This window comes from Nocardia lasii, assembly GCF_042658545.1.
GTDB classification, from domain to species: Bacteria; Actinomycetota; Actinomycetes; order Mycobacteriales; family Mycobacteriaceae; genus Nocardia; species Nocardia lasii.
In genome coordinates this window covers 90529-111910 of the sequence record NZ_JBHSQN010000005.1, presented here as the reverse complement: position 1 = coordinate 111910, position 21382 = coordinate 90529, and the positions used below count along the sequence as shown (strand labels likewise).

Annotated in this window: 14 protein-coding genes and 1 pseudogene; 6 read left to right on the top strand and 9 right to left on the bottom strand. The window is 69.2% G+C overall.

The window, feature by feature from the left end; all coding sequences use genetic code 11:
- The first annotated feature begins 84 nt into the window (after positions 1-84).
- Entirely contained in the window at positions 85-2703 is a 2619-nt protein-coding gene (lon, locus tag ACFP3H_RS10975) for an endopeptidase La (protein WP_378603488.1), read from the top strand.
- An 80-nt stretch (positions 2704-2783) separates the two neighbouring features.
- Entirely contained in the window at positions 2784-4076 is a 1293-nt protein-coding gene (locus tag ACFP3H_RS10970; RefSeq protein ID WP_378603485.1) for a glycosyltransferase, read from the top strand.
- Positions 4077-4321: 245 nt separating this feature from the next.
- Here the strand turns inward: ACFP3H_RS10970 and ACFP3H_RS10965 are convergent.
- Positions 4322-4729 (bottom strand): annotated as a pseudogene (locus tag ACFP3H_RS10965) (PaaI family thioesterase); the annotation flags it as partial.
- A 106-nt stretch (positions 4730-4835) separates the two neighbouring features.
- On the opposite strand from ACFP3H_RS10965, the gene ACFP3H_RS10960 reads away from it, so the two are divergent.
- The gene (locus ACFP3H_RS10960) at positions 4836-5906 is read left to right on the top strand and encodes a DNA polymerase IV (protein WP_378603482.1); all 1071 of its coding nucleotides are present in this window, start codon (positions 4836-4838) and stop codon (positions 5904-5906) included.
- A 50-nt stretch (positions 5907-5956) separates the two neighbouring features.
- Complete coding sequence (locus ACFP3H_RS10955) at positions 5957-6952, top strand: oxidoreductase (protein ID WP_378603479.1); 996 nt, start codon at positions 5957-5959, stop codon at positions 6950-6952.
- Between the two features lie 181 nt (positions 6953-7133).
- Here the strand turns inward: ACFP3H_RS10955 and ACFP3H_RS10950 are convergent, their stop codons facing one another.
- From ACFP3H_RS10950 to ACFP3H_RS10920, 7 genes are all read right to left on the bottom strand, one after another.
- Positions 7134-8585 (bottom strand): chlorohydrolase family protein, encoded by a 1452-nt coding sequence (locus tag ACFP3H_RS10950; RefSeq protein ID WP_378603477.1) that lies wholly within the window; start codon positions 8583-8585, stop codon positions 7134-7136.
- A gap of 135 nt (positions 8586-8720) precedes the next feature.
- Entirely contained in the window at positions 8721-9974 is a 1254-nt protein-coding gene (locus ACFP3H_RS10945; RefSeq protein ID WP_378603474.1) for an amidohydrolase family protein, read from the bottom strand.
- A gap of 3 nt (positions 9975-9977) precedes the next feature.
- The gene (locus ACFP3H_RS10940) at positions 9978-11507 is read right to left on the bottom strand and encodes an ABC transporter substrate-binding protein (protein WP_378603471.1); all 1530 of its coding nucleotides are present in this window, start codon (positions 11505-11507) and stop codon (positions 9978-9980) included.
- Entirely contained in the window at positions 11504-12508 is a 1005-nt protein-coding gene (locus ACFP3H_RS10935; protein ID WP_378603469.1) for an ABC transporter ATP-binding protein, read from the bottom strand. Before ACFP3H_RS10935 ends, ACFP3H_RS10940 begins: the two co-directional genes overlap by 4 nt.
- On the bottom strand, positions 12505-13503 hold the full coding sequence (locus ACFP3H_RS10930; RefSeq protein ID WP_378603466.1) for an ABC transporter ATP-binding protein: 999 nt from the start codon (positions 13501-13503) through the stop codon (positions 12505-12507). The genes ACFP3H_RS10935 and ACFP3H_RS10930 overlap by 4 nt, the downstream gene beginning before the upstream one ends.
- A complete protein-coding gene (locus ACFP3H_RS10925; protein WP_378603463.1) occupies positions 13500-14372 on the bottom strand; it encodes an ABC transporter permease in 873 nt (290 codons plus the stop codon). The genes ACFP3H_RS10930 and ACFP3H_RS10925 overlap by 4 nt, the downstream gene beginning before the upstream one ends.
- Positions 14369-15289 (bottom strand): ABC transporter permease, encoded by a 921-nt coding sequence (locus ACFP3H_RS10920; protein WP_378603460.1) that lies wholly within the window; start codon positions 15287-15289, stop codon positions 14369-14371. Before ACFP3H_RS10920 ends, ACFP3H_RS10925 begins: the two co-directional genes overlap by 4 nt.
- A 284-nt stretch (positions 15290-15573) precedes the next feature.
- On the opposite strand from ACFP3H_RS10920, the gene ACFP3H_RS10915 reads away from it, so the two are divergent.
- Positions 15574-16281, top strand: coding sequence for a GntR family transcriptional regulator (locus tag ACFP3H_RS10915; RefSeq protein ID WP_378603457.1), 708 nt, complete (start codon positions 15574-15576; stop codon positions 16279-16281).
- 18 nt (positions 16282-16299) lie between these two features.
- Here the strand turns inward: ACFP3H_RS10915 and ACFP3H_RS10910 are convergent, their stop codons facing one another.
- Positions 16300-18183 (bottom strand): ABC transporter ATP-binding protein, encoded by a 1884-nt coding sequence (locus ACFP3H_RS10910; protein WP_378603454.1) that lies wholly within the window; start codon positions 18181-18183, stop codon positions 16300-16302.
- A 278-nt stretch (positions 18184-18461) separates the two neighbouring features.
- Between ACFP3H_RS10910 and ACFP3H_RS10905 the strand changes: the two genes are divergently transcribed.
- A complete protein-coding gene (locus ACFP3H_RS10905; RefSeq protein ID WP_378603451.1) occupies positions 18462-21377 on the top strand; it encodes an FAD-binding and (Fe-S)-binding domain-containing protein in 2916 nt (971 codons plus the stop codon).
- Positions 21378-21382: the final 5 nt, after the last annotated feature.

Genomic DNA, 21382 nt, shown 5'->3' with positions numbered 1-21382 from the left:
CCGTGAGTGAACGCCCTCACCTGCGGGAACAAAGGCCCGGTAGTCCATGTTGAGTCAGCAAAGCTCAACTTTGGAAGGGTCGATATGACTACAGCTCAGAACCTGCCGGTGCTGTTCCTGACCGAGCCGATCGTGCTGCCGGGCATGGTCGTGCCCATCGAACTGGACGAGTCCGCGCAGGCCGCCATCGACGCCGCCCAGGCGGGCAAGACCGGGGCCGTGCTGGTCGCGCCGCGCCTGGACGAGGGCTACGCGTCCTACGGTGTGGTGGCGACCATCGAACAGGTCGGTCGGATGCGCGGCGGCGCGCCCGCGGCGGTATTGAAGGCCGAGCGTCGCGCGCGGATCGGGCACGGGGTGACCGGGCCCGGCGCCGCGCTGTGGGTGGAGGCCGAACCCGTCGAGGCCGTCGAGCCCGACGAGCGCGTGCGCGAGCTCGCCGACGAGTACAAGAAGCTGGTCGTGGCCGTGCTGCAACGCCGCGAGGCCTGGCAGATCATCGACATCGTCAACCAGCTCGACAATCCCGAGGCCGTCTCCGACACCGCGGGCTACGCGCCCTACCTGTCCAACGAGCAGAAGCGCGAACTGCTCGAGACCCCCGACCTCGCCGCGCGCCTGATCCGTCAGATCGAGTGGATCACCGACCATATCGCCGAGGTGGAGGTCACCGACAAGATCTCCGAGGACGTGCGCGACGGGATGGAGAAGTCCCAGCGCGAGTTCCTGCTGCGCCAGCAGCTCAACGCCATCCGCAAGGAACTCGGCGAGGACGAACCCGACGGCGCCGACGACTACCGCACCCGCGTGGAGAACGCCGACCTGCCCGAGAACGTGCGCGCCGAGGCGTTGCGCGAGGTGGGCCGGTTGGAGCGGGCCAGCGATCAGAGCCCCGAGTCCGGTTGGATCCGCACCTGGCTCGACACGGTCCTCGACCTGCCGTGGTCGGTGAAAACCGAGGACAGCAGCGATGTTTCGGCCGCGCGTGCCGTACTCGACGCCGATCACCACGGCCTCGAGGAGGTCAAGGACCGGATGGTCGAGTACCTGGCCGTGCGTTCGCGTCGGGCCGCCCGTGGACTCGAAGTGGTCGGTGGGCGCGGTTCGGGCGCGGTGCTCGTGCTGGTCGGTCCGCCCGGTGTCGGCAAGACCTCGCTGGGCGAATCCGTCGCGAAAGCGTTGGGCCGCAAGTTCGTTCGCGTCGCCCTCGGTGGGGTGCGCGACGAGGCCGAGATCCGTGGCCACCGCCGCACCTACGTGGGCGCGCTGCCCGGTCGGATCGTGCGCGCGGTGAAGGAGGCGGGTTCGATGAATCCCGTTGTCCTGCTGGACGAGATCGACAAGGTCGGCTCCGACTTCCGTGGCGACCCCGCCGCGGCCCTGCTCGAGGTCCTCGACCCCGCCCAGAACCACACCTTCCGCGACCACTACCTCGACCTGGACCTCGACCTGTCCAACGTCTTGTTCATCGCCACCGCCAACGTCATGGACACCATCCCCGGCCCCCTGCTGGACCGCATGGAGCTCATCACCGTCGACGGCTACACCGAGGCCGACAAGGTGGCCATCGCGCGGGACTTCCTGGTGCCGCGTCAGCTGGAACGCAATGCGCTGACGGCGGACGAGGTTTCGATCACCGAGGCGGCGTTGCGTGAGATCGCGGCCAACTACACGCGTGAGGCGGGGGTGCGTCAGATGGAGCGCCTCGTCGCAAAAGCCTTGCGCAAGGCGGCAACTCGGCTGGTCGTCGGCGACGGCAACCCACTCAGCGTGGCCGAGTCGGGTGTCGAGGTCGGCGGCGTAATGGGGTCCGGCGCGAGCCTCGGCAATGGCGCTGGGCTCGGTGACGGCGCTGGGCTTGGTGATGGCGCTGGGCTCGGTGGTGGCGCGGGCCTCGGTGACGCGGACGCGGCCTTGTCGGACTCCACGCTGGTCGACAAGGGTTCGCTCGGCGACGGCGCCCTGCTCGGCTACGACTCGGATCTGGGCTACGACAACGTCATCGACATCGACGCGGGCCCCCAACCCACCGGCCAGGCCACCAACCTGACCATCGATGTCGACAACCTCACCGACTACCTCGGCCGCCCCCGCTTCACCCCGGACTCGATGGAGCGAACCTCCGTCCCCGGCGTCGCGACGGGCCTCGCGGTGACCGGTGCGGGCGGCGACGTGCTCTACATCGAGGCCAACGGCGCCGAAGGCGAACGCTCGCTGACCCTGACCGGCCAACTCGGCGATGTCATGAAGGAATCGGCCCAGATCGCGCTCACCTACGTGCGCTCGCACCTGGAGGAGATCGGCCTCGAACCGAAGGTCCTCGACCGCAATATCCACATCCACTTCCCGGCGGGCGCGGTCCCCAAGGACGGTCCCTCGGCGGGCGTCACCATGGTCACCGCCCTGGTGTCGCTGGCGCTGGGTCGCCCGGTGCGCGGTGATGTGGGCATGACCGGCGAGGTGACCCTCAACGGCAGCGTCCTGCCCATCGGCGGCGTGAAGCAGAAGCTGCTCGCCGCCCAGCGCGCCGGCCTGAAGACCGTCTTCATCCCGGCCCGCAACGAGCCGGACCTGGACGAGGTCCCCGCCGAGGTGCTGGCGGCCCTGACCGTGCGCCCCGTCGCGGACGTGGCCGACATCCTGGCCTACGCGATCGAACCGATCGCCGAACCCGCCGCACCCCCGGTGGCGGTCTCGGCCTGACCCCTGACAACGCGGGCGGATTCACCTCCGCCCGCGTTGTCGCGGTGAACCGCGCCCTTCGGTGACTCGTAGTTGCCTACATGAATCAACCGCTGCGAGTGCTCATCTGCAGTACGCCGATCGCCGGGCACGTCAATCCCGCGATCCCGATCGCGCGGGAGCTCGTCGCGCGCGGTCACGAGGTCCACTGGTACACCGGCGCCCGGCATCAGCGGGCGGTCGAGCGGGCGGGCGCGGTCTACGAACCGATCCGCGACGCCACCGACCCGCTCGGCCGCACCCCCGACGAGCTGTATCCGCAGCGTGTGGGCCTGACCGGCCTGGCCGGGGTGAAGTTCGACATCAAACACCTGTTCCTCGACGAGATCCCCGGCCAACTCAGCGACGTGCGCCGCATCCTGACGCATTACCCCGCCGATCTCGTCCTGGCCGACCCCGGTTTCATGGCCGCCGCGATCCTGCGCGAACTCGACGGCCCGCCCTTCGCCACCTACGGCGTCTCGATCCTCACCATGGCCAGCCGCGACGTGCCCCCGATCGGATCCGGCAAGCTCCCCGGCTCGGCCGCCGCACGGCTGGTGAACCGCCTCATGCTGCCCCTGGTGCCCCGCCTGCTCTTCGGCGACGTGCACCGCCACTACCAGACCGTGCGCGCCGCGGTCGGCCTTCCGCGCACCTCGGCCCCGGTCTTCGACCTGTGCACCTCGCCCGACCTGTACCTCCAGGGCAGCACCGCCTCCTTCGAATTCCCCCGCAGCGACCTCCCCCCGCAGGTCCACTTCGTCGGCCCCCTACTGCCCGACCTGGCCCCCACCGAGCAACTCCCCGCCTGGTGGGACGAGATCGACCGAACCAAACCCGTCGTGCTGGTGAACCAGGGCACCGTCGCCACCGATCTGTCCGACCTGATCGAACCCGCCATGGCCGCCCTCGCCGACGAGGACGTCACCGTGATCGCCACCGGCGGTAGCGCCAGTTCCACACTGCGCCAACCGATTCCGCCGAATGCCCGCGTCGAGGAGTTCGTCCCCTTCGGCAAGCTACTGCCCCTGGTCGACGTGATGGTCACCAACGGCGGCTACGGCGGCGTCCAATTCGCCCTGGCCAACGGCGTACCGCTGGTCGTCGCGGGCGCCACCGAGGAGAAACCCGACATCGCCGCCCGCGTCGAATGGACCGGCGTCGGCGTGAACCTCCGCTGCGGCAACCCGACCCCCGACCAGCTCCGCACCGCCGTCCGCACGGTCCTGACCGACCCGACCTACCGCACCCGAGCCCAAGCCATCCAACGCGAAGCCGCCGCCCTCGACTCGATAACCCGCTCAGTCGACCTCATCGAGGGCCTACACCCCCGAATCCACGCCCACCGCTGACCACCATCGTTCTGCGGCGACCACCGTCACTCCGCGGCAACCATCGACCACGCTTGCGCAGTAGTAGGTTTCGGGGCGATCGCTTCGAACTGGTCGGTGGCGGGTTCCTCGATGGCCGGTTCGTCGGAGGCCTCGTCGTCCACGTCCACGTCCACGTCCGCGTCGTCGTCTTCGTCGTCGGCCAGCCCGTCCTCGGCCAGGTCCTCGGGAACCCCGCGCTCGAGGTCCTGTTCCACGCGCCGGGTGGTCCCCTGGGCGACCGCGCACAGGATCGGCTCCTCGCCCTCGATCTCGGCGTAGACGTCGCAGTGGGTGACGGCCTGGCGGCGGGTGGCGCCAAGGACGGTGGCGTGCACGCGCAGCCGTTCACCCTGGGCGGGGCGCAGGTAGGTGATGGTGAAGCCGCCGGTGAGGATGTTGGGGCCGAGGATGGTGCCCGCGGCGAAGGTGAGGGCGTTGTCGGCGGCGTAGGCGAGCACTCCGCCGTGCACGAAACCGAACTGCTGGCCGTGTTCGGGTTGGATGTCGATCACGAGAGTGGCTGCCCCGTCACCGAATTCGGTGAGTTCGGTGCCGACCAGCCGGGCGAACGGTTGCGCGGCGAGCACCTGGCGCGCCAAATCGAGGTCGAGGATGGTGGCTTCGGTCGGCATCGGGTTTTTCCGTTTCTTCGAGCTCAGTCGTGAACGATCGGCGCCCTACGGATATTGCCACGCCCGGTTCCGCCGGATTGTCGCTGCCTCGAGGTATGACAGAACAGTGCCCCGGTGGCTCCTGCATGTCGATCTCGACCAATTCCAGGCGGCGGTGGAATTCCGGCGTCGTCCCGAGCTGCGCGGTCAGCCGGTGATCGTCGGCGGCGAAGGCGATCCCGCGCAGCCCCGCAAGGTCGTGACCTGCGCGTCCTACCCCGCGCGGGCCTTCGGCGTGCGCGCGGGCATGGCGTTGAAGATGGCCAAGCGCAAGTGCCCGGCGGGCGTTTTCCTGCCCGTCGACATGCCCGCCTACGAGGTGGCCTCCGAGGAGATCATGGCGACCCTGGGCCGGGTCGCGGGCCCGGTGGAGGTGTGGGGGATGGACGAGGCGTTCGTCGCCACCGACGACGATCCGTGGCGCCTGGCCGCCGAAATCCGCACCGCCGTGGTCGAACTCGGCCTCACCTGCGCGGTCGGCATCGGCGACAACAAGCTCACCGCCAAGCTCGCCACCGGTTTCGCCAAGTCCACCGGCAAGACCTCCCCCGAACCCGAGCACGACCCCGGCGCCGCCACCGGCATCTTCGAACTCACCGCCGCCAACTGGTCCGACCTCATGGGCCACCGCCCCACCGACGCCCTGTGGGGCGTGGGCGCCCGCATCGCCCAGCGCCTGGCCGACCTCGACATCACCACCGTCGCCGACCTCATGTCCGCCGACCGCGACCGCCTGATCGCCGAATTCGGCCCCACCACCGGCCCCTACTTCCGGGCCCTCGGCCACGGCAAAGGCGACACCGAACTCTCCACCACCCCGCGAATCCCCGTGGGCCGCAGCAAATCCGAAACCTTCCCCCACGACCTCACCGACCCCGACGAGATCCACCGCGAAGTCGCCCGCCTGGCCACCGAGGTCGCCGAGGAAATGCGCGAACACCACCGCGTCACCACCCGGGTCGCGGTCACCGTCCGCACCAAAACCTTCTACACCCGCACCAAGCAGCGAAAACTCCCCACCCCCACCGACGACATCCCCACCATCACCACCACCGCCCTCGCCATCATCGCCCGCTTCGACCTCGACCGCCCCGTCCGCCTCCTTGGCGTCCGCCTGGAACTCCTCCCACCCGAATAACCCACTCGGAGTTCGACCGCGGGTGGATCGTGGACCCTATGCTCGGGTCCATGGAATTCTCTGCGATGGTGGCCCGTGAGTCCGATGGCGGGATCGTGCTCGCGCGCGAAACGGTCGGGGACGATTTCCTCGGCACCGGTGACGTGACGATCAAGGTTCACTACTCGAGCGCCAACTACAAGGACCTGCTGGCGATCACCCCGCGCGGCGGCGTGGTGCGCAACTACCCGATCGTGCCCGGCATCGACCTCGCCGGTGAGGTGGTCGCCTCGGATTCCGACGATTTCGCCCCCGGCGACCAGGTGATCGCGCACGGCTACGAGCTCGGTGTCGCCCGCAACGGCGGCTTCGCCGAGTACGCGCGCGTTCCCGCCGACTGGGTCGTGAAGCTCGACGGCCTCACCACCCGCGAAGCCGCCACCATCGGCACCGCCGGCTTCACCGCCGCGCTGAGCGTGCAGGCCCTGCTCGACCACGGCCTCACCCCCGACGACGGCTCCGTGCTCGTCACCGGCGCGACCGGCGGCGTCGGCACCATCGCGGTCGACATCCTGTCCGGCCTCGGCTTCGAGATCATCGCCTCCACCGGCAAAACCGACGCCGCCGACCTCCTCGCCGAAATCGGCGCCAACGAGGTCATCGGCCGCCTCCCCCTCGACCCCGACGCCAAACCCCGCCCCCTCAACAAAGCCAACTGGGCAGCCGCGGTCGACAGCGTCGGCGGCCCCTCCCTGGCGCATGTCCTCAGCGCCATCGGCTACGGCGGCGCGGTAGCCGCCAGCGGCCTCACCGGCGGCGCCGACCTCCCCACCACCGTCCTGCCCTTCATCCTGCGCGGCGTCAGCCTCCTCGGCATCGACTCGGTCCAACTCCCCATCGACAAACGCCGCACCCTCTGGACCGCCCTCGGCAAAGCCCTACGCCCCCAACACCTCTCAACCATCGAGTCCTACATCCCCATCACCGACGTGAACTCCGTCCTGCAATCCATCAAGAACGGCACCCACTCCGGCCGCACGGTGATCGGTGTCGCCGACGAGTTCTGATACGTCGGCACCCACTCCGGCGGCCGTAAGAGCATCGCCGACGAGTTCTGGGACGTCGACACCTACTCCGACCGCGCCGTAAGAGGCGTAGTCGACGAGTACTGAGACGCCGGCGGCCGGTCTCGGCGCTCGAGTCCGCACTCTCCACTCGGTGCAGAGGCGGACGCGCGCCGAGAACGGCCTACCGCACCGGGAACGATGGCGGGAACAGTTCGCTGACCGGTCGACGCAGGTAGTCGCGTTCGGCGTAGGCCGCGCGCATTCGTTCGAACAGCGTCTGCGCCCGCCGCGTCATGGCGGTGAGGTCAATGCCGGGAATCACTCCGTCGCGCAGAGTGATTCGACCCGCGACCATCGAGAAGTCCGCCGCTCGTCCGGAGCTGTTCATGCACAGGGTGCGGAGCGGGTCGTCGAGCACGCCGTCGCGCGGGTCGTCGAGGCGGAAGGCGACCAGATCGGCGGTCGCCCCCACCTCGATCCGGCCGAGGTCGGGGCGGTGCAGCGCGTCGGCCCCGCCGAGCGTGGCGGCCGAGACGTAGTCGGCGTAGGTGGCCGCGTCGAGCCGGGAGGTGAGCACCTTGGTCAGGGTGACGCCGAGGTCGATGCCGCGGACCAGGTCCGGCGGGAACGAGTCCGTGCCGAGGCAGATCCGCACGCCCGCCGCCCGGTACCGGTCGAAGCTGTCGAGCGCGGCGCCGTGCCGGGCCGAGGTGAGCGGGCAGTGCACGATCGAGGCGCCGGAGGCGGCGAGTGTCCCGATGTCCGCGTCGGTCTCGGCATCGTCGACGTGCGGATTGGAATCCACGTAGATCCCGTGGGGGATCAGCAGATTCGGCCCGAGCAGACCGACCTGTTCGAGCACGGCCAACGGTGGCATCCCGAACCGCTCGAACACGAACGCCCGCTCGTGCAACCCCTGGAGCGCGTGCAACCGAACCAGCACGTCGGTCCGCGAGGCGAGCGCGGCGGTCCGATGCAGCAGATCCTCCGACAGCGTCTCGATCCGACACGGCAGCAGCGCCGGGTGCACGAGATCGGTGTCCTGCGCCGAGGCCCACTCCACAAACCGGGCGGCATCAGCGAATCCGCTGCGTCCGAGTTCCTCGTTCCAGTAGATGGACCGCGTCCCGTCGTCATCGACCACATTCACCCCCGACCGGTACGCGGGCCCGAGATACACCCGCAGCCCGAGCCGTCGAGCCGCCTCGGCCATCGCCACGGCGTCCTCGTAACTCTCCGCCCAGTCACTGTGCACTTCGGAGGCGATCGGCATCGCCGTGGTGACCCCGTGCAACAGCAACTGGACGAACCCGAACTCCCGGATGAACGCCCGCTCCTCGGCGTCGAACACCGCCCGCCGCCGATGCGTGGCGTAGTCGCGCGACCACTGCAACCCGAGCCCGAGCTCGCGCGACTGCCACGAATCCAGGATGGTGTGGTCGATATCGGTGAGCGCGTCGAGGTCGATGAGTCCGGGCATCAGCACGGCATCACCGAGCTCGATCACCTCGTCGACCTGGGCCGTGCCCCGCGGCCCCACCGCGACGATGCGCGAATCCTCCACCACCACTTCGGCATCGGTGAGCAGCACCGGTGAACCAGCGCCGCCACGACGCGAATTCTGTGCACGCACAGTGGGTTCGGTGATCGCGACGTGGCGGCTGCGAAGCCGGTCAGCCCGTCGGACCATCGAGCAATCGGTGAACCTCACCGGGCTGCCGGACGAATGCGCGAGCACGTGTCGGGCCCGAATACTGCGTCGCATCGACTATGTCCCTTCTCTGCCCCAGCGACCGGGAATCTCGAACCCCTCGATCGCGGTATCGACGGATATCAGCCGGCCTCGGTGGATCACGGTGCGCTCGGCCGGTCGATCCATCACCGCCGACGTCGGACTCACCGCGTCGACCAGGAAGAACTCCGCCGGATCACCCACCGCGAACCCCGGATGCGGATCAGTGCCGTCCAGCGGCCGCAGACTCCGGTCGATCACGCTCGCCCCACCCCAGGTCGCCACCCCGAGTGCGTGTTCGACCTGCTGATCGGACCCGTATCCGTTGACGAACGCGAGCTGCCACGCGCGATCGAGCATGTCGCCGTTGCCGTAGGGCGACCAGTAGTCCCGCTGCCCGTCCATCCCCACGCCGACCCGCACCCCCGCCGCGGCCAGGTCGAGCAGCGGCAATGCCCACCCCTGCGCACCCGCCGCGTGCGTGAGCGCCACGTCGAACTCCGCCAGTTCCTCGATCATCGCGGGTACTCCGGGCAACCCGCTGGCCAGGCAGCGGGCGTGCGAGATCGTCGCCAGCCCGGTCATCCCGAGTGCCCGCACCCGGTCGAGGATCAGCGACAGCGTGAACAGCCCCAGTTCCCCCGCCTCGTGCAGGTGGATATCGACCCCCACCTGATGCTTTTCGGCCAACCCGAACACCGCGTCGAGGTGGCGCACCGGATCGCGGTCGAGCTCGCACGGATCCATCCCGCCGACCAGATCGGCCCCCGCCGACAGCGCCGCGTCCATCAGGTCGATTACCCCGGGCTCGAGCAGGATCCCGACCTGTGGAAACGCCACGATCTCCACATCGCACACGTCGGCGTAGCGTTCCCGCGCGGCGAGTTCGCCCTCGAGTTTCGTGAGCCCGGTATCGGCGTCGACCTGCGCGTGACTGCGAATCCTGGTGGCGCCGTTGGCAACCGCCACCGCCAGGGTGAACGAGGCACGCTCGGCCACGGACCGTTCCGCCGACCGCCAGTTCTGCCGATCGTTCATGATCCGACCCCAGCGACCGGGCAGCCCGGTCTGCGCCCGGAAGGGCAGTCCGAGCCTGCTCGAGTCCAGGTGCAGGTGCACGTCCGACAGCGCGGGCAGGATCAACCGACCCGCACCGTCGACGTGCTCACCGGCCGGCACCGGCGAACCGGCGGCCGCGGATACCGCGGCCACCGTGCCGTTCTCGATCACCAGGTCCACCGGGGCACTGCCCCAGGGGCGGACATCGGTGATCGACAGTGAATCTCGCACGCCTCAGTCCTTGCCGAAGGAGGCGAGGTCGACGGTGATCATCCCGTCCGCCCTCGGCTTCCAGTTCAGGTCCGGGTCCACCGCGTAGCTGGCATCGGGCGTGTAGAGGCCGATCAGCAGCGCCTTGGCGTCGTTGAGGGCGAACAGCTCGCGGTACACGTCGATCCGGTCCTGCCCGCCCACGGTCCTGGTCTTCGCGACCAGCGCCTGGGTTTCCGGCAGCATCGCGTAGTCGTTCCACTGCCCGCCGAACATGGAGGCGATCGGCGCGTCCCCGTCCATGGTGGACGGCGCGTAGGTGTTGAGGTAGATCCCGGTGGCGGCCTTCTTGGTGTAGATCATCTGCGAGTGGCTGCTCTGGTCGGTGCCCTGGAGGGTGATGGTGATGCCGACCTCGGCCAGATTCGCCTGGATGGACTGGGCGATCTCCGAACTCAGCGGGATGCGCCCGTTCGTCGCGTATTGGAACGGGATCGGCGTGCCGTTGTAGCCCGCCGCGGCTAGCAGCTGCTTCGCCTTGTCCGTATCACGCACGGGTGCCGGGTATTTGGGGTCGAACCCGCCGACGTTCTCGGCGACCAACTGGTTGTCGACCGTCGCCCGACCCGCCAGCAGACTCTTCACGATGGCGTCCCGGTCGATCGACAGCGCGATGGCCTCGCGCACCCGCTGATCGGCCAGCGGTCCGGCGGTGGCGTTCATCCCGAGGAAGGTGACCCCGTTGGAGACCCGCGACTCGATGTGCACGCTCTGGGAACCCTCTACGGCCGCAACCTGATTCGGCGCGATCAACGCGACGTCGAGGCTGCCCGACTGCACCCCGTTGAGCCGGGCGTCGGCGTCGGCCACCGTCTTGAAGGTCACGGTCTCGAGCGTGGCCTTCTCGCCCCAGTAGTCCGGATTGCGCTTGACGACGTACTCGACGCCGCGCGTGTAGTGGTCGAACACGAACGGCCCGGAACCCACCGGCGCCGCCGCGAACCCCGCCGAACCCAGCTTCGTGTACACGCTCTCGGGCACGATCGACACGCCGGTGGTAATGGTCGGCCACGCGGAGAAGGGGGCGTTGAGGCTGAACACCACCGTGTTGTCGGGTCCGGCGGCGGCGGAGGCGAACATCTCCATGTAGGTGGCCGGATCGCCGTTGGGGGTGGCCTTGATCTGGTTGTAGGTGAACGCCACGTCGGAGGCCTTCACCGGGTCACCGTTGTGGAATTTCGCGTCGTCGCGGATGGTGAACGTCCACTCGGTGAAGTCGGCGTTGTGCTTCCACTCGGTGGCCAGCTTCGGGCCGATCACGCCCTCGGCGTCGAACCGGGCGAGCTGGTCGAAGGTGGCGAAGTAGTAGTTGTAGCCGGCCAGCGAGCCGTCGCTGATCGGGTCCGGCACGTCCGTCGGTTCGGTGACCGCGCCGACGACGAGCGAGGTCGCCGACGCGGTGTCGGTGCCCGCGGGCGCGCAGGCGGTCAGCGTGAAGGTGGAGAACGCGAGAATCGCTAATCCTGTTGCCACACTGCGGGTGATCGGTCTCATGGGTTTTCCTCATCTTTCGTGGAGCGGGGAAGTGGGTGCAGGCACGCCGCGACGTGGTCGGGCGGGCCGAGCGGTGCGAGTTCCGGTATGCGCGTGGCGCATTCGTCGGTGGCCAGGGGGCAGCGGGTGCGGAAGGTGCAGCCGCTGGGCGGGTTGGCGGCATCGGGGAGTTCGCCGCGCACCAGGGTCGAGGTGTCGCGGCGGCGGCGATGCGGGTCGGGGACGGGCGCCGAGGCGATCAGCGCCCGGGTGTAGGGGTGGCGGGGACTGGTGAACACGTCCTCGGTGGCGCCGATCTCGACGAGTTTGCCCAGATGCATCACCGCCACCCGGTCCGACAGGTGTCGCACGACCGACAGATCGTGGGCGATGAACAGGTACGACAGGCCGAGCTGCTCCTGGAGGTCCTGGAGCAGGTTGATCACCTGGGCCTGCACCGACGCGTCCAACGCCGACACCGGCTCGTCGAGAACGAGCACCTCCGGCCGCGGCGCCAAGGCCCTGGCGATGCCGAGCCGCTGCCGCTGTCCGCCGGAGAACTCGGCCGGGCGCCGGTCCAGCGCGTCCGGCCCGAGGCCGACCTGCTCGAGCAGTTCGAGCACCCGCTCTCGGGAGTAACCACCCGCGATCCTGAGCGGTTCGGCGATGATGTCGTGCGCGCTCATCCGGGGATCGAGGGAGGAGTACGGGTCCTGGAACACCAGCTGGACCCGATTGCGCAGCGCCCGACGCGCGGCCGGACGCAGTTGCGCCAGGTCGTGGCCGAGGATGCGCACCGACCCGGAGGTGGGCGTGTTGATGCCGAAGAGGGTGCGGACCAGGGTGGACTTGCCGCCGCCGGATTCGCCGACCAGCCCGAAGGTCTCCCCGCGCCGGACGCCGAAACTCACCCCGTCGAGCGCTCGCAGCCTGCGCTTGCCGGTGAGGCCGCGCCTGCTGGTGAAGCTCACCTCGAGGTCGTCGACCCGGATCACTTCTTCAACGGTGTCGATCGCGATCATGCCGAAATGTCCTGTCGCAGTGGGGCGGTGAGCGCGGGTGGGCAGGCGAGCCCGCGCCCGTCCCCGAAGGCGACGAGCGGCGGTGCGGCCGTGGCACATTCGGTGGTCTTGCCCGCGAACTCACAGCGAGGCGCGAAACCACACCCGGCCGGCCGTTGCGTCGGGGAGGGTGGCGAACCGGGAATGGCGTAGGCGCGGCCCGCCCCCGCGTGCCCGAGCAGACTGCTCTGGAGGCCGCGGGTGTACGGGTGGGTGGCGTCGTCGAAGATCTGCCACACCGACCCGGTCTCCACGACCCGGCCCGCGTACATGATCGCCACCCGATCGGCGTACTGGGCGACCAGCCCGAGGTCATGGGTGATCAGCACCATCGCCGCGCCGCTGCGGGCGCGCGCCTGCGCCAACACCTCCATGAGCTGGGCCTGGATGGTCACGTCGAGCGCGGTGGTCGGCTCGTCGGCGATGAGCACCGCCGGATCGTTGGCCATGGCCATGGCGATCACCGCCCGCTGCCGCATCCCGCCCGACCACTGGTGCGGATAGGCCCGCGCTCGTTCGGCGGGTTGCGGAATACCCACGGAGGCAAGCAGTTCCACCACGCGTCGCTTGCGCGCCTTCGCGTCGAGCCGCTGATGCACGGCCAACGCCCGTCCGATCTGCGTGCCGACCCGGCGAACCGGATTCAGCGTGGTCATCGGGTCCTGGAAGACCATGCCGAGCTCGGCGCCGCGCAGCCGCCGCAGGGTCTCGTCATCGGTACCGACGAGCTCCCTGCCGCGAAAACGCACACTGCCCGAGAAGATCGTCAGCGATGGGGGGAGCAGACCGAGCACCGCGAGCATCGTCACCGACTTGCCCGACCCGGATTCGCCTACGAGACAGAGCACTTCACCCTCGTCCAGGCGCAGACTCACCGAGTCCACGAGGACGACCCGTTCGCCCGCAGCGGTCTCGTAGCCAACGGTCAGATCAGTGATCTCCAGCAATACGCTCATGCCACAACTTCTTTCGCGAGAGCTCCGCGACGGGAGCGCGGTGCCCGCCGAACGCGGCGCAACCCCTGCCCCTCATCGGTGAAACGCCGACTCGCCAGCAGCGTCCCGCCGATCACGAGCAGCAGCGCCACCGCGGGCACGATGGTCAGATACGGCGCCTGACGCAGGTACTTCTGCCCATCGGTGATCATCAATCCCCAACTGGGCGTTGGTGGTTGGACACCGAGCCCCAGGTAGTCGAATGACGAGATCATGATCAGCACAGTTCCCAGATCGGCGGTCGCCAGAATCAACACCGGCACCGTGACGTGCCCGACGATGTGCTTGCGCATCACCCACCCCGAGCGCGCCCCGAGCAGCTTCGGCGCGATCACGAAATCGCGACCGGACAACCCGAGCGCGACAGAGCGCGCCACCCTGGCGTAGCCGACCCAGAAGGTGACGCCGAGGATCGTCGCCATCAGCGCGGTACTCGGCCCGCGAATCGCCGACACCGCCATGATCACCAGCGTCATCGGCACCGCGAGCTGCACATCGGCGACACCCATCAGCACGTTGTCGGTGACGCCACGGAAGTAGCCCGACACCGTCCCGATCGCCATCCCGATCAGCGCGTTGACCACCACGATCACCAGCACCAACCCGAGCGTGATCCGCCCGGCCAGCGCCAACCTGCTCGCCAGATCGCGCCCCAGCGAATCGGTGCCGAGCGGGTAGTCGCCGTTGCTGAACGGCGTGGAGAACGCGGCCGCGAGGTCCTGCCCGTAGGGGTCGTAGCCGGGGAAGAGCGGATACAGCAGGGAGAACAGCACGACCGCGAGGATCATCGCGACGCCCGCGATCGTGGCGCGGTTGGGGAGACGGATCATCGGACTCTCGCTCGCGGATCGATGACGCCGTAGAGGACGTCGATGCCGAAGTTGACGACCACGAAGATGGTCGCGATCACCACCAGCCCGGACTGCACCACCGGAAAGTCCCGGTTGAACACCGCGTCGAGCATCAACGTGCCCAAACCCGGCCAGGCGAAGACGTTCTCGACGATCACCAGCCCACCGAGCAAGGTGCCCAACGTGATTCCGGAGATGGTGAGCACCGGCAGCAGCGCGTTGGGCAGCACATCGCGCAGCAGCACCGACGAACGCCGCTCACCGCGCGCGTACGCGGTGCGCACATAGTCCTGGGAACTCTCCGCGACCAGCGAGTTGTCCAGCAGGCGTGAGTAGACGACGAACTGCGCGGTGGCGATGGTGAGCGCGGGCATGACGATCGCGAGCGGATCGGCCCCGGCGAGTGAGGGCAACCAGCCCAGCGTCACCGAGAACACCAGCACCAGCAGCAGCCCGAACAGGAAGTCCGGCACCGCGAGTCGGGCCGCGCCGACCCCGAGCGCGAGCCCGCGCAGCGACCAGCGGCCGCTGAGGTGGATGGCGAGCACGACGGCGAAGGCGAGGGCGAGACCGATCGCGAAGCCCGCGACCCCGAGCTGGAGCGAGGCGGGCAGCCGTTGCAGAACCAGCGTCATCGACGAGGTGCCGCTCTGCTGGTAGGAGTCGCCGAAATCCCCGGACAGAACGCCCGTCACGTAGTCGATGTACTGGGTCAGCGGTGGTCGGTCGAAGCCGAGTTCGGCTTCCAGGGCGGCGACGTCGGCCTCGCTCGCCGTTTCCGGCAGGAGGGAGGCCACGGGACTTCCGGTCGATCTGCCGAGCAGGAATGCCAGCGAGATGACGGCGAACACGGTGATCACCGCCTGGACGAGGCGGCGGATCAGATAGGCGGCCAACACGGATCCTCTCTGCGGCCGAAGTGTCATTCGGTATACAGAATTGGATCTGCGTGTATCTCCGCTGTGATCCGAAAGTTTCGTGTCCGTGAATGATCTGAATGCTTCCACCTGGGGTTATGGCAGCGTCAAGACCCATTTCCGACCCTGTTTGGGCGGTGGTACGCAGGTCACCCCGGATGTGAAAGATATATTTGGTCTACCAAATGGAATTCCAGACGGCCGTCGCTAGACTGCGCGGTCGCCCCTGCCTCGGCCTCGCCGCCGCTTCGTAGACTGACCCGGTGGCCCGAAACCTACGTCCGCCGGCGGAAGTCGTCGACGACACTTCCCAGACGCGCCGGATCTACGACGATCTGCGCCGCGCGATCATCACCGGGGAGTACCGCGAGGGCGAGAAACTGCCGGAGGCCCGCCTGGCCGCCCAGCTCGGCACCTCCCGGCTCCCGGTCCGCGAGGCATTGGCACTGCTCGAATTCGACGGCATCGTCAGCGCCCTGCCCCGGCGCAGCGCGGTGGTGCGCTCCTGGGACGCCACCGCCGTGGAAGAACTCTTCGACGTGCGCATCGGCCTCGAGCCGCTCGGCGCCCGCCTCGCCGCCGCCCGCATCCGGCAGGGCCACGACAGCTCCCCGCTGCGGGCGGCACTGCGAGAAGCGCGCGAGGCCACCGACTCTCGCGATCCGCTGCGCATCGCCGAGTCCAACGCCGAGCTGCACGGCGCCATCGTGGAACTGTCCGGCAACAGCCTGCTCACCCAGCTGATGCGGACCATCCTCGCCCGCATGGCCTGGCTGTTCTTCCTCACCCACGAGCGCGACACCGAGGAACAGCGCGACGAACACCAGCACCTCATCGACGCGATCACCTCCGGCGACGAGCGCCTGGCCGAATACGCCATGCTCAGCCACACCGAAGCGGGCCGCGCCCCCACCCTGGCCATCGTCACCGCCCTGCGGCACAGCGAACGAAGCACCGGTCAGGGCGCGTAACCCCGACCCGGCGCCCGCTCAGACCGCGGCCGGAACCACCGGCCCCTCGGCGAACTGGGTTCGGTAGAGCTCGGCATAGCGGCCGCCCGCGTCGAGCAGGGTGGTGTGGGTGCCGCGTTCGATGATGCGGCCGTGTTCGAGGACCAGGATCTGGTCGGCGGCGCGGATGGTGGACAGGCGGTGGGCGATCACCAGGGCGGTGCGGCCGGTGAGGGCTTCGGTGAGGGCTTCCTGGACGGCGGCTTCGGAGGTGGAGTCCAGGGAGGCGGTCGCCTCGTCGAGGATGACGACGCGGGGTTGTTTGAGTAGCAGGCGGGCGATGGTGAGGCGTTGGCGTTCGCCGCCGGAGAGGCGGTAGCCGCGTTCGCCGACCACGGTGTCGAGGCCGTCGCTGAGGGAATCGACCAGCTCGCCGAGGCGGGCCCGGCCGAGGGCGTCCCAGAGTTCGGCTTCGGTGGCTTCGGGGCGGGCGAGCAGGAGGTTCGCGCGGATGGTGTCGTGGAACAGGTGCCCGTCCTGGGTGACCAGGCCGACGGTGCGTTGGATGGATTCGGTGGTGAGCTCACGCACGTCGGATCCGTTGAGCCGCACCGCGCCGGAGTCGACATCGTAGAGCCGCGAAACCAGTTGGGCGATGGTCGATTTGCCCGCGCCGGACGATCCGACCAGGGCGACGAGCTGTCCGGGTTCGGCCCGTAGCGAGACCTCGTGCAGCACCTCCACCCCGCCGCGCCGATCCAGCGTCGCCACGTCCTCGAGCGAGGCCAGCGACACCTTGTCGGCCGAGGGGTAACCGAAGTTCACCGCGTCCAGTTCCACCGCGACCGGCCCGTCGGGCACGTCGACCGCGTGTGGCGCGTCCTCGATCAGCGGCTTCAGATCCAGCACCTCGAAGACCCGCTCGAAACTCACCAGCGCCGACATGATCTCCAGGCGCGCGCTCGCCAACGCGGTGAGCGGGGCGTAGAGGCGGGTGAGCAGCAGCGACAGCGCCACCACCGAGCCCGCGTCCAGGCGGCCCGCCAGCGCGTACCAGCCGCCGAGGCCGTACACCAGCGCCAGCGCGAGCGCCGAGACCAGCGTGAGCGAGGTGACGAAGGTGGTCTGCAACATGGCGGTGCGCACGCCGATATCGCGCACCCGGGTGGCCCGCACCGCGAACTCCGAGGACTCCTGCTTCGGCCGCCCGAACAGCTTGACCAGGGTGGCGCCCGGCGCGGAGAAACGCTCGGTCATCTGGGTGCTCATGGCGGCGTTGAGCTGGGCGGCCTCGCGCTGCATGACGGCGAGCCGATCGCCCGCGTACCGGGCCGGGATGACGAACACGGGCAGCAGGATCAGCGCCAGCACGGTGATCTGCCAGGAGATGCTGAGCATCACGCCCAGGGTGAGCAGCAGCGTGACCAGGTTGGTGACCACCCCGGAGAGCGTGTCGCTGAACGCCCGCTGCGCGCCGATCACGTCGTTGTTGAGCCGGCTCACCAGCGCGCCGGTGCGGGTGCGGGTGAAGAACGCCACCGGCATCTTCTGCACGTGATCGAACACGGCGGTGCGCAGATCCAGGATCAACCCCTCGCCGATCCGCGCCGACAGCCACCGAATGACGATCCCGAGCGCCGCGTCGAGGATCGCCAGCCCCGCGATGGCGACCGCGAGCAGCACCACCGTCCGCGGCGCGACCCCGTCGACGATCCCGTTCACCACGCGCCCGGCCAACACCGGCGTCGCCACGCCGAGCACCGCCGCCACCACGCTGAGCAGCAGGAATCCCCCGATCCGGCGCCGATGCCCCTGCGCGAACCGCAGAATCCGCCGCGCCGTCACCACACTGAACGGCCGCTCTTCGCCGGGCCCGTTGGCCCGCCGGTACATCTGGCTGTACGCCACTGATTCGATACTCACTGCCACTCTCCTCGAGGCTCCCCACCCATTGAACTCCTGGCCACCGACACTAAAACCTCAACCAAACTTGAGAGCAAATGCTTTCCGCGTAGCCCGGGTTCCGCGCTCAGCGAAACCGAGCACTCCCCGCGCGAGGCTCACCCCCGAGCTTCACGATCCTGACAGGCGCGGAGTTCACCAGATCCGCACAGCGGGCGCGGACGGGACGGAGTTCATCAGATCGGCACAGCGGGCACGGACGGGACAGGTTCGGCGGATGCCCGGAATAGGCTGGTCACGTGGACGACGAGCGGAGTGCGCGACTACTGGCCGAGGCGCTGGGGGCCCGGCTCGCGGGTGCGGTCGACGCCTCGGTGCGCAGGCGGGTCGAATATTCCTCCGACGCCTCCAACTACCGGGTGCTGCCCACGATGGTGGTGTTCCCGCGCGATGCGGACGACGTGGCCGCCACGGTGGACTTCGCCCGCGAGCACGGCCTGTCGATCACCCCGCGCGGGGCGGGTACCTCGGTCGCAGGCAATGCCATCGGCCCCGGGATCGTGCTGGATTTCAGCAGGCACATGAACGCGGTCGGGGTCGTCGATGTCGAGGCGCGCACGGTCATCGTGCAGCCGGGGGTCGTGCTGTCGGAGTTGCAGCGCAGGGTGCGGCCGCACGGGTTGCGGTTCGGGCCGGACCCATCGACGCAGGACCGTTGCACCCTGGGCGGCATGATCGGCAATAACGCCTGTGGGCCGCACGCCTTGGCGTGGGGGCGGACCTCCGATACCGTCCGTGAGCTGCGCATCATCGACGGCACCGGAACGCACCGAACTCTCGGCACCGACCTGAGCCAAGTGCCCGGCCTGGCGAAATTCACCACCGCGAATCTGGCGGTACTGCGTACCGAACTGGGCCGCTTCGAGCGCCAAGCCTCCGGCTACGGACTGGAACACCTGCTCCCCGAACGGGGTTCGTCCGCCGCGAAGGCGTTCGTCGGTTCCGAGGGCACCTGTGGACTCCTCCTCGAGGCGACCGTCGCGCTCGCCCCGGCACCCGCCGCCACCGTGCTCACCGTGCTCGGCTACCCCGACATCGCCACGGCCGCAGACGATGTCGCCGCCGTCACCCGCTGCGGACCGATCGCGGTGGAGGGCATCGACGCCGGCCTGGTCGACGTGGTGCGCGCCCATCGCGGCACCGTCCCCGACCTGCCACGAGGTCGCGGCTGGCTGTTCGTGGAGACGGCGGGGGAGACCCCGGCGCACGCGCTGCTGGTCGCCCACCAACTCTGCCGCGAAGCCAACGCCGACGACCACCGCATCGTCACCGATCCCGCTGCCACAGCGGCACTCTGGCGAATCAGAGCCGACGGCGCCGGTCTGGCGGGCCGCACCCCCGACGGCGAACCGGCGTGGCCGGGCTGGGAGGACGCCGCCGTCCCACCCGAGAACCTCGGCGCCTACCTCCGCGAATTCGCCCTCCTCACCGCCGAATACGACCTACGCGGACTCCTGTACGGCCACCTCGGCGACGGCTGCATCCACGTCCGCCTCGACTTCCCGATCACCGACGCACCGAAGCGGTTCCGGAAGTTCCTCTTCGACGCGGCGGAAGTGGTGGTGCGCCACGGTGGCTCGCTCTCGGGCGAACACGGCGACGGCCGAGCCCGATCCGAGCTCCTCGAGGTCATGTACTCCCCGGCCGCCCGCGCCGCCTTCGCCGGCTACAAAGCCCTCTTCGACCCCGACAACATCCTCAACCCCGGCGTCCTGGTGGCCCCCAACCCGGTGGACGCCGACCTCCGCGTCGCCGGACTGAAACCGTTCCCCGCGAAAGGTTTCGCCCTGTCCACCGATGCGGGCGATCTATCCACAGCTGTGCACAGATGTGTAGGAATCGCCAAGTGCCGCGCCGACACCCACGCCTCGGGCGGCTTCATGTGCCCCTCCTTCCTGGCCACCGCCGACGAGAAGGACACCACCCGCGCCCGCGCCCGCGTCCTGCAAGAAGTCGTCCGCGGCGAACTCGACTGGCGCGCCCCGGCCGTCGAACAATCCCTCGACCTGTGCCTGTCCTGCAAAGCCTGCGCCTCCGACTGCCCCGCGGGCGTCGACATGGCCACCTACAAATCCGAGGCCCTCTACCGCCGCTACCGGGGCCGCATCAGACCGCTCGATCACTATGTCCTCGGCCAACTCCCCCGCTGGCTCGCCCTCGCCCGCCACGTCCCCCGCCTCGCGAATGCCCTGTCGTCGCGCCCACGCCTGCGCCGAACGGCCATGCGCCTCGCGGGAATCGACCCCCGCCGCCGAGCTCCGCGCCTGGCAACGACCTCCTTCCGCGCACTCCGGACCGAACACGCCCGCCGACACACCGCCAACCCGGTGGCATTTTCGTGCAGCCACACCCCACAACCCCCAAAAATCGGCCCCACCACCCCTTCCCTGCACGTTTATGCCACCTCGAAGCCCCACCCCGTCCCGGCCGACACCCCGTCGCCACCGAGCCGGCCGGCGAGAATCCTGCTCTGGATCGATACCTTCACCACCACCTTCACCCCCGAAAACGCCATGGCCGCAACCAGACTCATCGAGTCCCTCGGCCACGAAGTAGCCATCCCCGACAAGCAACTCTGCTGCGGCCTCACCTGGATCAGCACCGGCCAACTCGACGGCGCCCGCGCCCGCCTGCGCGCCACCCTCGACGCCGTATCAGCCCACGTCAGCGACGGCGGAATCATCATCGGCCTCGAACCCTCCTGCACTGTCACCCTCCGCGCCGACCTGCCCGAACTACTCCCGGACGACCCCCGAGCGAAACCCGTCGCCGCCGCCGTGCGCACCCTCGCCGAATTCCTGATCGCCCACCCCACCTGGCGTCCCCCCCACCGCCCGAACGACACCGTCATCGTCCAACCCCACTGCCACCAGCACGCCGTCGGCGGCTTCGACGCGGAGCGCGAGATCCTCGCCGCGATGGGGGTCACCGTCCAAGAGTTGGCGGGCTGCTGCGGACTGGCGGGCAACTTCGGGATGCAGCAGGGCCACTACGACGTCTCCGTCGCGGTCGCCGAACTGGCCCTGCTCCCCGCCCTGCGCGCGGCCGCCCCGAACACCGTCTTCCTGGCCGACGGCTTCTCCTGCCGAACCCAGGCCGCCCAGCTGGCGAATACCGACGGCATCCACCTCGCCGAGTACCTCCGTGCGGATTGACCCAG